Annotated in this window: 15 protein-coding genes and 1 pseudogene; 11 read left to right on the forward strand and 5 right to left on the reverse strand. The window is 66.0% G+C overall.

Annotated elements, in window-relative coordinates; all coding sequences use genetic code 11:
* Window positions 1-21: 21 nt before the first annotated feature.
* Both E5790_RS17475 and E5790_RS17480 read left to right on the forward strand, forming a co-directional pair.
* Window positions 22-714 (forward strand): DUF4952 domain-containing protein, encoded by a 693-nt coding sequence (locus tag E5790_RS17475; protein WP_247594916.1) that lies wholly within the window; start codon window positions 22-24, stop codon window positions 712-714.
* Window positions 635-2011 carry a serine hydrolase domain-containing protein gene (locus E5790_RS17480; RefSeq protein WP_229653780.1) on the forward strand — a complete coding sequence of 459 codons (1377 nt, stop codon included), beginning with the start codon at window positions 635-637 and terminating at the stop codon, window positions 2009-2011. The genes E5790_RS17475 and E5790_RS17480 overlap by 80 nt, the downstream gene beginning before the upstream one ends.
* Before the next feature lie 16 nt (window positions 2012-2027).
* On the opposite strand, the gene E5790_RS17485 is transcribed toward E5790_RS17480, so the two are convergent.
* Window positions 2028-2420: a DUF3037 domain-containing protein gene (locus tag E5790_RS17485; RefSeq protein WP_014647643.1), complete on the reverse strand. Its 393-nt coding sequence runs from the start codon at window positions 2418-2420 to the stop codon at window positions 2028-2030.
* Entirely contained in the window at window positions 2398-3174 is a 777-nt protein-coding gene (locus E5790_RS17490; protein WP_111207042.1) for a HipA family kinase, read from the reverse strand. The genes E5790_RS17485 and E5790_RS17490 overlap by 23 nt, the downstream gene beginning before the upstream one ends.
* 467 nt (window positions 3175-3641) lie before the next feature.
* Between E5790_RS17490 and E5790_RS17495 the strand changes: the two genes are divergently transcribed.
* The 4 genes from E5790_RS17495 (at window position 3642) to E5790_RS17510 (ending at window position 7909) form a co-directional block, all read left to right on the forward strand.
* Window positions 3642-3971, forward strand: coding sequence for a hypothetical protein (locus tag E5790_RS17495; protein WP_014647641.1), 330 nt, complete (start codon window positions 3642-3644; stop codon window positions 3969-3971).
* A gap of 168 nt (window positions 3972-4139) precedes the next feature.
* Complete coding sequence (locus E5790_RS17500; protein WP_111207043.1) at window positions 4140-6602, forward strand: prolyl oligopeptidase family serine peptidase; 2463 nt, start codon at window positions 4140-4142, stop codon at window positions 6600-6602.
* A gap of 55 nt (window positions 6603-6657) precedes the next feature.
* On the forward strand, window positions 6658-7470 hold the full coding sequence (locus E5790_RS17505) for a hypothetical protein (RefSeq protein WP_229653710.1): 813 nt from the start codon (window positions 6658-6660) through the stop codon (window positions 7468-7470).
* A 118-nt stretch (window positions 7471-7588) separates the two neighbouring features.
* Window positions 7589-7909, forward strand: a complete 321-nt coding sequence (locus E5790_RS17510; RefSeq protein WP_049442473.1) for a hypothetical protein — start codon at window positions 7589-7591, stop codon at window positions 7907-7909.
* Window positions 7910-7922: 13 nt separating this feature from the next.
* Here the strand turns inward: E5790_RS17510 and E5790_RS17515 are convergent, their stop codons facing one another.
* Window positions 7923-8906, reverse strand: coding sequence for a hypothetical protein (locus tag E5790_RS17515; protein ID WP_111207061.1), 984 nt, complete (start codon window positions 8904-8906; stop codon window positions 7923-7925).
* 138 nt (window positions 8907-9044) lie between these two features.
* Between E5790_RS17515 and E5790_RS17520 the strand changes: the two genes are divergently transcribed.
* The 3 genes from E5790_RS17520 (at window position 9045) to E5790_RS17530 (ending at window position 11661) form a co-directional block, all read left to right on the forward strand.
* Window positions 9045-10010, forward strand: a complete 966-nt coding sequence (locus E5790_RS17520; protein WP_111207044.1) for a DUF2268 domain-containing putative Zn-dependent protease — start codon at window positions 9045-9047, stop codon at window positions 10008-10010.
* Window positions 10011-10107: 97 nt separating this feature from the next.
* Window positions 10108-10842, forward strand: coding sequence for an SGNH/GDSL hydrolase family protein (locus E5790_RS17525; RefSeq protein ID WP_229653779.1), 735 nt, complete (start codon window positions 10108-10110; stop codon window positions 10840-10842).
* A 141-nt stretch (window positions 10843-10983) separates the two neighbouring features.
* On the forward strand, window positions 10984-11661 hold the full coding sequence (locus tag E5790_RS17530; protein ID WP_046431481.1) for a hypothetical protein: 678 nt from the start codon (window positions 10984-10986) through the stop codon (window positions 11659-11661).
* Window positions 11662-11664: 3 nt separating this feature from the next.
* On the opposite strand, the gene E5790_RS17535 is transcribed toward E5790_RS17530, so the two are convergent.
* Window positions 11665-12210, reverse strand: a complete 546-nt coding sequence (locus E5790_RS17535) for a thioesterase family protein (protein WP_046431478.1) — start codon at window positions 12208-12210, stop codon at window positions 11665-11667.
* A gap of 69 nt (window positions 12211-12279) precedes the next feature.
* Here E5790_RS17535 and E5790_RS17540 point away from each other — a divergent pair, with 69 nt between their 5' ends.
* Window positions 12280-12855: a TetR/AcrR family transcriptional regulator gene (locus E5790_RS17540; RefSeq protein WP_049442476.1), complete on the forward strand. Its 576-nt coding sequence runs from the start codon at window positions 12280-12282 to the stop codon at window positions 12853-12855.
* A 34-nt stretch (window positions 12856-12889) separates the two neighbouring features.
* Here the strand turns inward: E5790_RS17540 and E5790_RS17545 are convergent, their stop codons facing one another.
* Window positions 12890-13213 (reverse strand): hypothetical protein, encoded by a 324-nt coding sequence (locus E5790_RS17545; RefSeq protein WP_014647632.1) that lies wholly within the window; start codon window positions 13211-13213, stop codon window positions 12890-12892.
* Between the two features lie 205 nt (window positions 13214-13418).
* Here E5790_RS17545 and E5790_RS17550 point away from each other — a divergent pair.
* Window positions 13419-13900: pseudogene (locus E5790_RS17550) on the forward strand (hypothetical protein); the annotation flags it as partial.
* Window positions 13901-14020: the final 120 nt, after the last annotated feature.

The raw sequence follows: 14020 nt of genomic DNA on the forward strand, positions 1-14020 counted from the left end.
CGCCCTGAGACGATTGGCCGGTTGCCGCTGCGTAGCGCGCGCTTGCTGCTGGGGCTGGCGGCATTGCTGTTCGCCGCCAACGTGATTGCGCAGCAGACGACTGCGCAGGCGCTGGCCGCGTGGGAAGCGCAGGGGCGTGCGGATGGCCTGGCGCGACCGGATATCGAATGCCAGGATTTCCTGCAGGCGATGGGCCGGAAGCCTGCGGGACTGGAATACAGCGGCTGCAGCCAGGACGACGCGTCCTGCATCAAACCCATGCAGGCCCACTACCGCGTTCCAGGTACCCAGGCAGTGAAGGTGGAAGCCTATCTGCGCGAGACCTTTGGCATGCCTGCATTGCGCTACGCCTGTTGCGGCTGGAGCAATGGCGCGCCGTACTACTGGCGCGACGGCCCGGATGCGGTGAGGTACCAGATCGGCATGGGCGTGGAATCGCTGCCGCATGAGCGGGGCGATTGGCATCGCATCGAGGCGTTCATCGTCACGGTTGAGGTGCTGCGGCAGGGTCCCTGGCGTGGATGCAGCGGGCGGTTCGATGATCTAGGATGCGCCCAGGGATACCCGCAAAGGAACTGCCATGAAGGCTGTTGGATGCCTGCTGCTCTGCAAAGTACTGGCCTGTTCGGTGCTGATGACGCTTTGGGCTGTTCCGGCAGTGGGCGCCGCCTCCAGCGTGCGTGCACATCCGCGTGCGCAGGACGCCATCGGTGACTGGCTTGCGGCCTTCAATGCGGGCAGCCTCGAGGGGTTGCAGGCATTCGCCGATAGATACGCGAAGAAGCAAGGCAGCGGTCCCAAGGACTATCTCGAGTTCCGCGAAAGCACAGGCCCCTTGCGCGTACTCGAATCAACCGAGAGTGCACCCGGCCAAGCGAAGCTGCTGGTGATGGGCCAGATGAACGAACGCGCGATGTGGGTGACCGCCGTCATGGACCCGGCCAATCCGTCGCACCTGATGCAGTTCCAGATCGAGGGCACTGAAACGCCGGACAAGCACAAGCCGGCACGGGTTGCATTGCCTGCCCTGATGGCCGACGTCACAGCAAAGCTGGAGGCGCTGCGGGCACAGGACGCGCTGTCGGGCGCGTTGCAGGTGGCACAGAATGGGAAGGTGCTGCTGGACTGGCGCGGTGGTGATGCCGATCGCAGCACTGGAATTGCAGTGGGCGTGGAGACGCAGTTCCGCCTTGCGTCCTCCAACAAGATGTTCACCGCCGTGGCCATCCTGCAGCTGGTTCAGGATGGCAGGCTCAGTCTCGATGACACGATCGGCAAGCACTTGCCGGACTATCCGAACAAGGCTGTCGCCAGCAGCGTGACCGTGCGCGAGTTGCTGTCACACACCAGTGGCCTGGGGGACTTCTTTGGCGATGGTTTCGAACAGTATTCCGCGTCCCTGAAGACGCTGGATGACTACGTGCAGCGGTTCGCCAGGGATGCGCCGCAGTTCACGCCCGGCAGCCAGGACAGCTACTCCAACTATGGCTTCATCGTATTGGGACGCATCATCGAGGCGGTATCGGGGCAGTCGTACTACGCATATGTGGAGGAGCACATCCTGCACCCGGTGGGCATGACCGGCACCGGCTTCGAGCCGGAAACAGCGAGCGTTCCAAAGCGTGCCGTCGCTTACACGAAGCACGATGGGCAATGGGTCCGTGAAACGAAGTCGCTGCCCTGGCGCGGCATGTCGGCCGGTGGTGGCTACAGCACAGTGGCCGATATGGTGAAATTCGCCGAGGCACTGCAAGGCGGGAAGCTGGTTTCACCTGCATTGCTGCAGCAGGCCACCACGGCGCAGAACCACAAGGGCTGGTATGGCTTTGGTTTCGTGGTTCAGGGCGAGGGCAGGGAGCATCAGTACGGCCACGAAGGCGGTGCGCCCGGATCGAACAGTGCCATCGTGGTGCTGCCGGCGCAGGGCTACGTGATCGTTGGCCTGGCCAATGTCGATCCGGATGCGATCGGCAATGTGGTCAACTACATCGCGCGAAGGTTGCCACTGTGAACGCGGCAGGTGCCGTTCATTCCGGTACCCGCACCATCTTCGTCATCAAGTGTTCCACCACACCCGCCGGGTCCGCAGTGCGGCCGACATGCGTGCTCGACATCTGTACAACCGAGCTGCGCTTGGCGGTGAGGAAATGAAAGCGGGCGCGCGCGGGCAGCTTTGCGATGGGTCCGGCGCTGGCGTCGCCACGGCAGATGGCCACGATTGCATCCAGCCATGGCTGCAGCGCGTCCTGGTCCAGCGCCGGTGCGAAGGCACGCAGGCGCTCAGGATCGATTTCGATGGCCGCCTCCAGATGGCGCGCGCCAGGGCAGGAGACGATCACCCCGACGTTGATGAATTCCTCGCGTTCCACCCGCGGCACGACGCGGATGACCGCATAGTCATACGTGTGCAGCGTGGGCACGGATGGCCTCCTGCACGAACACTGCACGCACTTTCAGGCGGTGCTTGAGATAGTCGATATAGCCCTGGCGATAGGCCTGTGGGCTGTCGAACGCCGGTTCGTCCACCAGCCAGCTGTCCGGCACCAGGTCAACGATGCGCTCGATTTCGGCATCGGTCAGGCACGCAGCCAGTTCTGCGTCCACCTCGGCAATGCGGCTGGCGAACGACAGCAGCACGTGGTCGCGGATCAGCACGAACGGCTTCTCGCAGGCATCGCCGGCGCTGGCCCAGTCGTGGTGGAAGTACATGGCCGCACCGTGGTCGATCAGGTACAGCTTGCGATGCCATACCATCAGGTTGGGGTTGCGGGTGGTGCGATCGACGTTGCTGGTGAATGCATCGAACCAGACGATGCGCGAGGCCAGCTCGGCATCCACAGGCATCGCGGCCGGGTCGTAATTGATTGCACCGGGCAGATAGTCCAGGCCCAGGTTCAGGCCCTCGCTGGCGCGGATCAGCTCCTGGATTTCCGGGTCGGGCTCGGTGCGGGCGAACTCGCGGTCCAGCTCGACGAACAGGATTTCCGGAATCGGCAGGCCCAGCGTGCGTGCCATCTCGCCGACGATCAGCTCGGCGATCAACGCCTTCGGGCCTTGGCCGGCTCCACGGAATTTCAGCACGGCCATGCCGTCGTCGTCGGTCTCGACCACGGCGGGCAGGGAGCCGCCTTCCCGTAACGGGGTGATGTAGCGGAGGGCATGTACGGTGCGCATGGACGCATTCTAGCGTCCTGCCAGGGCAGGCGTGCCGCAGCAGAGCGGGGCGCCAGCTTAATGAACGGGTACCGCGCGAACCGCTTGTTGCAGGTCGCCTGCAATCTTCACTTGTTCCTTCCGCGTGGAGTGGCAGCATTCGTTCCAACGGAGCAACGCACCCGCGTGTGACCTTCAACAGGAGGCGCTCATGCCACTACAGTGCAGCTGTCACGCTTCACCGTGTATGCAACGCAACGCGTGGTGTTGATCTTGACCTGACACGGTCCCGCCATCGGCGCAGATGGCCATCCGCCGCAGTTCCAGCCAAGTTCCAGACACCTTTCACCCATCGCACCCCCGCGTTGCCCGGTCGGGCCTGCGATCCAGCTACTTGCGCCCCGAGAGAGATTCCTGCGTTGCCGTCGACGCTGGCAGCGTGGGACCGCCGAACCCACGCTATCCCCACAGGCTTTGGAGGTGCACCGATGAACGACGAATTCAATGCCATGCTGCCCCCACTGGACGATGCCAAGGCCGAGGAAATGATCGGCAAGGTCGTGCTGGTGGGTGTCACCCGCTATGGTGGCGACGGCCAAGTGCAGGGTCTGGAGCAGTACGCGGGCACCGTGCTGCGCATCAGCGCCGACGAAGGCGTGGTGCTGGCCGACGAAGACGATGGTCATGAGCGCTACCTGCCGCCCATGCTCGACCAGTACCAGCGGGCCGAGCCAGGCGAATACCGCATGCGGAACAGTGGCATGATCGTGGTCGACCCCGATTACCTGACCGCCTGGGACCTGCACGCCCAGCAGTGACGACAGACCACGCCTGGCAGATGCCGGTCCATCGCCGGCCTCTCCGGGCGTGTCCCACTTTGCCCCATCCGGCCTCTAGCCCTTCCGGCCCATTCATCCCATCCCCTGCGGTGCTAGATTCGGGTCCATGCCCGATTCCGGGTACCCATTCACACCCAGGGGATAAGGATGCTGATCCGTCGAACCTCTCTGGCGGCGGCTGTTGCCGTTGCCACCGTCGGCCTGTTGGCCGCTGGCCCGGCCTTGGCCGACTACGCCAAGCCGCCGGAACACCTGCTCAAGGTGCTGAAGGCACCGCCACCGCCGGCGCCGAACGTGGCCCCGGGCGGCCAGCGCCTGCTGCTGACCACCGCGCAGACCTACCCCTCGATCAGCCGCGTGGCCCAGCCCTACCTGAAGCTGGCCGGCGTGCGGCTGGAGCCGAAGAACCGCAGCCGCCATGACACCCCGGGTGGCTACGGCATTCCGGCCTGCGTGGCCGACTTCACCCTGGTCGACATCGGCAGTGGCAAGGAGACCAAGGTCAACCTGCCGCAGGGCTGTGCCACCGGCGCGCTGTGGTCGGCCGATGGCAGCCATTTCGCCTTCCAGAATGCGGTCGATACCAGCGTGCAGCTGTGGGTGGGCGATGCGGCCACCGGGCAGGTGAAGCAGGTGCCGAACGTGCAGCTGAACCCGATCTTCGGCTACACCGTGCAGTGGCTGGGCGGCAGCCAGAATCTGCTGGTGAAACTGGTACCGGCCAACCAGGGCCCGGCACCTTCCAACGGCGGCGTACCGACCGGCCCGGATGCACAGGAGTCGCTGGGCAGCAGTGGCGAGAGCAGCACCTATGAGGCCCGCGACACGCTGACCAGCGTGCACGACGAAAAGCTGTTCGCTTACTACGGTGCCTCGCAGTTGGCCGTGGTAGATACCGCCGCAGGCAGCGTGCGCCCGGTCGGGCAGCCGGCACTGTTCAACGAAGTCAGCGCCGCGCCCGATGGCGTGCACGTGCTGACTGAATCGATCAAGGCACCGTATTCGCACGCGGTGACCTACCAGCGTTTCGCCAACGACGTGGCCGTGCTGGATATCAGCAGTGGCCGCAGCACGCCGATCGCCAGCCTCCCGCTGGCCGACCGCGTGCCGGTGCACGGCGTGCCGGAAGGCCCGCGCGGTTTCGACTGGCGCGCCACCGATCCGGCTACCCTGGTCTACGCCGAAGCGCTGGACAAGGGCGACTGGAAGGTCAACGTGCCGCATCGCGATCGCGTGCTGATGCTGAAGGCGCCGTTCAACGGCAAGCCGACCGAAATCACCCGCACCGCGCAGCGCTTCGAAGGCTTCGCGTGGACCGCCGATCCGGCCGTGGCCTTCCAGTACGAGAACGACGAGAATCGTCACTGGATGCAGACCCGCATCGTGGATGTGGACCAGCCGAAGAAGGAAGGCCGCCTGCTGTGGGACATGTCCAGCGATGAGCTGTACGGCAACCCTGGCAATCTGGTCTTCACCCGCCTGCCGAATGGCGCGCAGGTGGTGCGCCGTGAGGGCAACCATGTGTTCCTCAGCGGCCGCGGTGCCTCGCCGCAGGGCGACCGTCCGTTCCTCGACCGCCTCGACCTGGCCACGTTGAAGAGCGAGCGCCTGTTCCGCAGCAGTGCAGACGCCTACGAACAGTTCCTCGGTTTCAGCAACACGCCGGGCCGCTACCTGACCTGGCATCAGTCGGTGATCGATCCGCCGAATGCCTTCGTCCGCCAGCAGGGTGAGGCGGTGGCTGATGCGAAGGCCGGCGAGGCGCAGTTCGCGTCCACCGCGACCGCACTGACCAAGCTGGTCGACCCGACACCGGAAGTGCGCCAGATCAAGAAGCAGCTGGTGACCTACAAGCGCGCCGACGGCGTGGACCTGTCGTTCACCCTGTACACGCCGCCGGGCTACAAGGAAGGCCAGCGCGTGCCGGCGATCCTGTACGCCTATCCGGCCGACTTCGCCAACGCCGCGCAGGCGGGGCAGGTGTCCGGTTCGCAGCAGACCTTCACCCGCCTGCAGCCGTACCGCCTGATGCTGCTGGCCGGCTACGCGATCATCGACAACGCCTCGTTCCCGATCGTGGGCGATCCGAAGAACGCCTACGACACCTACCTGGAGCAGCTGGAAGCCGACGCCAAGGCGGCGGTGGACAAGGCCGTGGACATGGGCGTGGTTGACCGCAACCGCATCGGCGTGACCGGCCACAGCCACGGCGGCCTGATGACCGCCAACCTGATCGCGCACACCAAGCTGTTCAAGGCCGGTGTGGCGACCAGCGGTTCGTACAACAAGACCTTTACCCCGTTCGGCTTCCAGAACGAGCGTCGCTCGGTGTGGCAGGCGCAGGACGTGTACCTGAAGGCCTCGCCGTTCTTCTATGCCGACAAGATCAAGCTGCCGCTGCTGCTGGTCCACGGCGAGGACGACGCCAACCCGGGCACCGAGCCGTTCCAGTCGCGCAAGCTGTACCAGGCGATCCGCGGCAACGGCGGCACCACCCGGCTGGTGATGCTGCCGAACGAGCCGCACTGGTACACCGCGCTGGAATCGAACGAACAGTTGGTGGCGGAAATGCTGAACTGGTTCGATACCTACGTGAAGAACGCCAAGTGAAGGAACAGGAAGGCCGCCTCAGAGCGGCCTTCCTGCATTCTGTAGAGCCGAGCCCATGCTCGGCTGCCGTTCGTCGGAACCCCAGAGGCAAGGCAGCTCCATGAAGACTTGGTTGTTGGGACTGACAGCGGTGTGCGCATCGTCTGCGGCGATGGCGGCACAGCCACAGATGAGCGTCGATGTGAGATACGACTGGTACGGCTGGGGCTCGGTATCGGAGCACTGGGTGATCCGGCGCGATGCCTATGGCCTGACCACCCGCGTGCAGGTGGTGGAGAGGCCCGACGGCAAGGCGCGATTGCCGGAGCTGCTGCCGTTTGGCGCCATGGCGGCGCTCGACACCGCGCTGCAGACCGCCCCGCTGACCAGGGCGGCCGCGGTGCAGCGGATCGCTTCGCGGCTGGATCGCGCCGAAATACTGTCCCTGGACCCGGGGCTGCACAGCTTGGACACGGATGCCTGCTCGTTCGCACAGCAGCGCGCGTGGGCGCGCAAGGCGCTGTCCGGACGGAGCCTGCAGTCGCGTGTCGACCGGCATTTCTCCGGGCTCTGGACCGATGATGTGCCGATGATGACGGTTGTCGTGAGCCGGCCGGGGCGTCCGGATGTGGTGCTGGTGTCGACCTCACAGAAGGTAATGATGCTGCCCTGGAAACGCCTGCCCTCGGTGGTTTTCGAGCAGCAGGACCTGGACAACGCGCAGGAGCAGTGGCACCCGGAACTGAGCGAAGCGGTGATTGCCCTGCTGCCGGAAGGGGAAGACTCACGCAGGCGTTTCCAGACGCGCTGGTTGCATGACCGGCTGCGCAGGGATCTCGCGATGGAGTCGCTGGACTGTGGCGCCAGGGGCAGGGAATCCGCCATGTGATCAATTGCGCATGTCCTGAAATCAACCGTGGAGACACGGTAACGGCGTGTTACCGGCACATTCGCACGCCACGCAAATGATCTAGGCTGAACCTGATAGCTCGTTTCAGGTCACTGCGATGAAAGCCATTCTCCTTGCTGCAACGTTGTCGTTGGCCCTGGTTTCAACCGCCCATGCCCAGTCGTTTCCTGCTGAGCTGACGCAATTGGGCATCGTCGCCGGCATGCCCTATGCCAAGGCCAAGCGCCTGCTGGATGCGGCAGGTTGGCAGGCGAGTCCGGCACAGGGCGCCCCCGAATCACTTGAGGGCTTTCCGGAAGTCGGATGCCAGAAGGGCGGAAAGCAGTGCGCGACAATCTTCGAGAAGGGCGGGCAGCAGATCGCGGTGCAGCTGGGCACTACCTTGGCAGGGCAGCCGTTCGTGCAGGGCGCTGATTGAGCGTCTGCCACTCTCACGCCAGCGGTAGGCGATCCTGCGCGCGTGACAGCCGGTCATGCAGGTCACGCACATGCTCGGCCTTGGCATGCACCCGGGTGGTATCACCGAAGCTGCGCAGGTAGGCGCAGGCGGCGAAGCCGGCACTCTTCTTTTCGTAATCGGCAATCCAGGCCAACCGGTCCGGGTTGTTGGCCTGTTCGGCTGACCACGCAGCCACCGGTGGCCTGATGCGATAACGCAGGCCGACGCGCCACGGCTTCGGTGTCAGTCGGGCACGGAAGCAATGCTGCAGCCGGCACATGCGCGCGTACAGGGTGTCGGTGCCCAGTGCCTTGAAGAATGACTGGAGCTGCTCGTCCTCGGGTGAGAACGTGGCATGCATCGCCAGCACGCGCAGCCCCGCCGGGGTGCGGTAGACGCGCAGATGCCAATCGGGATGCTGCTCGCTGAAGGCGTCCACGCGCTTCAGCGCAAGCCCTTCAGCACCGCCGGCAGCGGCCAGGCGCTGCTTCCGCCGCATCAGCAGTGCCGCGTTGACCAGCAGCACTGCCACCACGCCCAGTACCAGGCCCACCAGCCAATGCCAGAGCACGGTGCCGATGACGGCGCCGGCAAGCAGCACGAGCGCAGCGACGATGGCCGGTATCACGCATCCAGCCGGTGGCTGCGCATGGTCGATGTCGGCGAACAGCACGTCGGGGCTGTTGAGGCACAGCGCGCCATAGCTGTTGCGGGTGATGATGACATCGCCATCGCGCTGTACGATCTGCTCGCGGATCGGCACGCCCTCCACACCGTAGTTGCTGCGCACTTCGCGACGCGGCAGCACCTGCCCGGCGATGATCGCGTTGAGGGCTTCATGGGCACGTGCGTCGGCGTGGGCCTGGGCGTGGGCAGGCCCCTCGTCGGACCAGCCGAAGCGGCGCACGACCATCGGCCGGCCACGGAAACGGGCCTGCAGGCGGGCTTCGGCCCAGTACGCGGGAACGATCATCATCGTGCGGTGCTCCATCATCCATGGCAGGTGCCTGAGTGAGTCTGGCACAGCCCCGAAGGGCCTGCATGTGCCCGCTGCGGTGGCCGGGGCGGAGTGGTAGATTGCGCGCTTCGCATGCACTCCACCAAGGACGGAGCGATGTCCAGTTTCCTGCGTTGCCTGCTTGCCCTGGCCTGTGCCGGGGCGGTCGGCGTGGCGTCGGCGGGAACCCCGCCGGGGCCGCAGATCCTCACCACCGATGCCAGCCGCTTCTACGCGCTCTACGACAGCACCGGCGGCAAGCCCAGCATCGCCCAGCTGGCCAGTTACCTGGCGGAAGGCAGTCCGGGCCTGGGTGAACTGGCGAAGGCGCGCCGGGTCACGCCCGAGCATATGGCCGAGGCCATTGCCAGCCAGCCCGGGGTGTATGCGCAGGGACGCGGTTGCCTTGCAGAGCTGCCGGCGGTGAAGCAGCGCCTGGTGCAGGTGTTCGGCAACCTGCAGGCGATCTATCCACAGGCCGCGTTTCCGCCGGTGACCATCGCGGTCGGCCGCGGCCGACCGGTCGGGTTGACCTCCAAGAGCGGGGTGATCATCGGCCTGGAAGCGCTGTGCGCAGCCGATTTCATGAATCCCAATGTGCAGGACCGCTTCGTGCACGTGATCGCGCACGAGTACGTGCACATCCAGCAGACCGGCCTGACCGACGTCGAGCCGGGCGACCCGCATGCGACGGTGCTGCGTGTTTCACTGGGCGAAGGCATCGCCGAGTTCATCGGCGAGCTGATTTCCGGCAATGTCGGCAACGGTCGCCACGCGGCCTGGACCCGTGGCCGGGAAGTACATATCGAAAGCGCCTTCGCACTGGATGTGGACAGCACCGATCTGTCGCCGTGGCTGTACAACTACAGGCCCGGTTCGCAGGAACCCTATGATCTGGGCTACTGGGTGGGCTATCGCATCGCCAAGGCCTATTACCTGCAGGCCAAGGACAAGCGTGACGCGGTGCGTGCGCTGATCCAGCAGGACAACCCGAAGGCGATCCTGGCCGCCAGTGGCTGGACGCCAGGCATGTGGATGCCGGCCAAGGTGACCGGCGTGGCGGCGCGGTCGGCGGCACGCTGAGCGCGGGGCCGCGCGCTAGACTGGCGCAGACATTCAACGGAGAGACCCCATGCGTTCCTTGTCCGCTGGCCTGGCCGCGGTTGCCCTCGGTAGCGCGATGAGCGCCCATGGGATGGCGGCCGACGTGCCCGCCGTCAACCCGTTGTTGGTGGAACCTGTCGAGCGACTGCGCCCGGACGAGGTGCGCTTCATGCAGCAGCGCCTGGCCGATTGGCCGGAACTGCAGCGTTACCGCGATGCCAACGCGCGACTGCCTGCCGCCGTACCGGGGCAACCACGCGTGGTGCTCTTCGGTGACTCGATCACCGAAGGCTGGGGCAGGGAGGGCAGCGCGACGTTCTTTCCCGGCAAGGGTTGGCTCAATCGCGGGATCAGCGGCCAGACCACGGCGCAGATGCTGGTGCGTTTCCCGCAGGACGTGCTGGCACTCAAGCCGCGGGTGGTGGTGATCCTGGCTGGCACCAACGACATCGCCGGCAACACCGGCCCGTCCACGCAGGCGATGATCGAAGACAACCTGCACGCGATGGTGGACCTGGCTCGTGCACATGGCATTGCCGTGGTGCTGGCATCGGTGCTGCCGGTCAGCGATTACCCGTGGTTGCCGGGCACGGCACCTGCGCCCAAGGTGCGCGCATTGAACGCGGCATTGAAGCGCTATGCCGATGCGAAGCAGCTGGTCTATCTGGACTACTACACGCCGATGGCCAATGCCGCTGGAGGGCTGGATCCGCAGCTGGCCGACGACGGCGTGCATCCCACCGCGAAGGGCTATGCGGTGATGGCGCCGTTGGCCGAGGCGGCGGTCAAGCGCGCAATGGCGCTGGAGTAGGCACAGTACCCGCACTGCACAGGATCCAGCCCGCCAAGGTACAGTGGCGCCGAAGCTGGCCACGCCGCGTGGCCGCCAGGGACGATGGGGTGGGTGATGCGGAAGGGAATCCAGGGATGGCTTTGCCGCAGTGGCGCAACGATGGCCTTGCTGCTGGCCGCCGTGCCGGCGTTCAGTGCAGACACGGCGGTGCCTTCGCCGCTGACGCGTGAACCGGTGGGCGGCGTTTCGTTGGCCGAATGGACCGCCCGCTGGTGGCGCTGGGCCGACGCCCAGGGCGGCGCGCCCTATCTCGACCCGGATGGCCGTGTGTGTGATCTGGGCCAGGAAGGCCCGGTCTGGAACCTGGCCGGCACCAATGGCCGTTTCCGGCCACATCGCGAATGCGTGGTGCCGGCTGGCAAGTACCTGTTGCTGCCGATCATCAACATGGCGCACTACCAGATGGATGAGGCTGTGTCCTGCAAGGAGCTGCAGGCGGGGGCGGCGGTCAACAACGATTACCTGATCAGCGCGGTGGTGCTGCTGGACGGCCAACCGCTGGGCGACATGCGCAGGCATCGGGTCCGCAGTGAAGGCTGCTTCCGCATGGATGCTGGCGACGAACACTCTCGGCTGGCCGCCGCCGACGGCTATTGGGTAATGCTCAAGCCGTTGCCGCCGGGCCGGCATACCCTGAGCGTGGGTGCCAACTACGGCGTGCCGGATGGCGGCGCATACAGCCGCATGCGGCAGTCCTTCGAGTACGTGCTGCACGTGGGAGGGCGCACCCAGGTCGTGTCGCGCGAACCGCACGCGGTGCCGGTGGCGGCCCCCTGAAGCTCAGGCGTCGTCCTGCTTCAACGCCGCATCGGCGGCCAGCAACGCTTCGGCGGCCGCACTGAGCGGCGGCGACGGCGGGGCGACCACGCCGATCGCTTCCATCATCTTCGGCATGCCCAGGAACTGCCGCGCACGCCGGTCGTAGATGCCGGTGACCAGCAGCGCGCGCGTGGCGATCTTCTGCTCGGCGCCGATCAGCACGCGCTGCTCCATGATGCCGCGCGAGCCGACCCAGCCCACCAGGCGCGTTTCCAGGGTGAAGCGCTGGAACGGCTTCAGCTCGCGACGGAACTGGATGGTGCCGGCGCCTACGATGGGCGCCCACTTCTCGCGCAGCGCCACCCGGCCCAGGCCCATGCGCAGGATCAGGTCCAGCCGGCCCAGGTCGAAGATGTTCCAGTAGCGACCGTTGGTCATGTGCAGGTTGCTGTCCAGGTCGTTGGGCAGCACCCGGAACTGCAGGCGCGAGACCCCGAACGGGGCCTCCAGCTTCGGCCGGAACAGGCTGTACAGCAGCAGGTGGAGCAGGCGGAACCAGAGATTCATGGTTATGACGACTGTTATAGAATCGCCGGTACGCTAATCTATGACGACTGTCTTAGCAAGGAGCCCGCCGTGAGCCCGCGTCCCTCTGATGCGCCACAACGCGTGATTGATGCTGCGGCACAGATGCTGGCGCGCGTGGGTCTCAATGCCACCAGCATTCGTGAGGTGACCAAGCTGGCCGAGGCACCGCTGGGCTCCACCTATCACCACTTTCCCGGCGGCAAGCAGGAGTTGCTGGCGCGCGCCACCCACATGGCTGGCGACAAGGTAGAAGCGCTGCTGGTGGAGCTGCTGAAGGGGGGGGCGGTGCAGGGCCTGCAGCAGTTCCTGGCGATGTGGCGTGAGCGCTTGCTGCGTTCCGGGTTCCGCGCGGGCTGTCCGGTGCTGGCCGCGGCAGTGGAAGAGCCGGTGGAGGCCGTGCCCAGCCAGCCACGTGTTGCTGCTGCCGAAGTGTTCGCGCGCTGGCAGGGGCACCTCGCCTCGGCGTTCGTCGCTGAAGGGCGCGCCCCCGCAGCGGCGGGCGAGCTGGCCAGCCTGGTGATTGCCAGCGTGGAAGGCGCAGTGGCGATGTGCCGCGCACTGCAGGACATCGCCCCGTTCGACCAGGTGGCCGCGCAGTTGCTGAAGGCGGCCGCGCGTCCTTGATCCGGCTATCCGCGTGCGGAAGACGCGCAGCAGGTCATCGGAAGATCATCAGATAGCCCCAGCCGAGCCCGATGGGCAGGAAGGCAGCGATGGCCGACGCGCCCAACCAACGCAGGTAGCTGCGGGAGGCGGGGGATCCCTGCCGCTTGAGGGCCCAGGCATGCGTCGGGAGCACCAGCAACGCCTGCACCGCAAAGGTGGCCACGGCGGCAAGCCATGCCACCAGGACGCCGAGGCAGCCATCGCTGATGCAGCGGCTACCAAACCACGAACCCCAACCGGCGAGGCCAATCATTGGAACGAACATCACGAGGGCGGTGGAGCGGGTGAGCTGGGAGACGTGCATGCCGTAGAGCATACTTTTTCGTAGCGGAAAGTCATGATCCAGCCGCCGGCGCGCGGGTACAAGGCCGGCGCCAGTGCGGCCTGTGGGTGATGGACCCACGGCCCCATCGCGCTGGAATCCGTCCACCACCGCCTACGCGTGCCCGGCAAGGATGTCCGCATGCAGCATCAGGTTCCCGAAGTCCCTGGCCGCGCTGCCTCCGGCCCCCGGCGGCGGAATGAAGCGCTCACGCCATTTTTCACGCGGTCCACTGAAATTGCCCGTAAACCACGGCAGCGAAGTCGTGCGTGCGCGCCAGCACCTGCAGCAGCGGGGTTGGCCACGCCTGCAGATGGCCCTGATCGTCGCCCTGACCGGTGCGGCCGGATTCCTTGCCTCGTACCTGCTGCGCTTGGCCGGCATCGACGCGATGTTGCTTCGCTACCCGATGGCCGTGTTGCTGGCCTATGGCGTGTTCCTGCTGCTGGTGTGGATCTGGATCCGCTGGCGCTGGGCAACGTACTGGAGGGACTGTCGCCGGATGTGGGCGGTGGCAGCCCATCGCCTCGCATGCAGGGCATGCAGGAACAGGGATGGTGGCGGGTATGCGTGTCGCATACGATCTGGCCGCTGCTCGGCCTGCTGCTGTTTTTCGCCGTACTGGGCTGGCTCGCGCAGGAATGCGTGCCGGGTGCGAGCCATCTGCTGCAGGTCATCCAGGGGGGGAAGTGCGGTTGGCTCCTTCATATCGCCTGGACCCGCCCCGTTTTCAGCTGCACTGAACAGTAGGCTATGATCGCGGTCGGCCGGGATTCGTGTCCCGGCGGTGTCACCTATCGG

This window comes from Stenotrophomonas sp. PAMC25021 (assembly GCF_004795795.1).
Lineage (GTDB): Bacteria > Pseudomonadota > Gammaproteobacteria > Xanthomonadales > Xanthomonadaceae > Stenotrophomonas > Stenotrophomonas muris.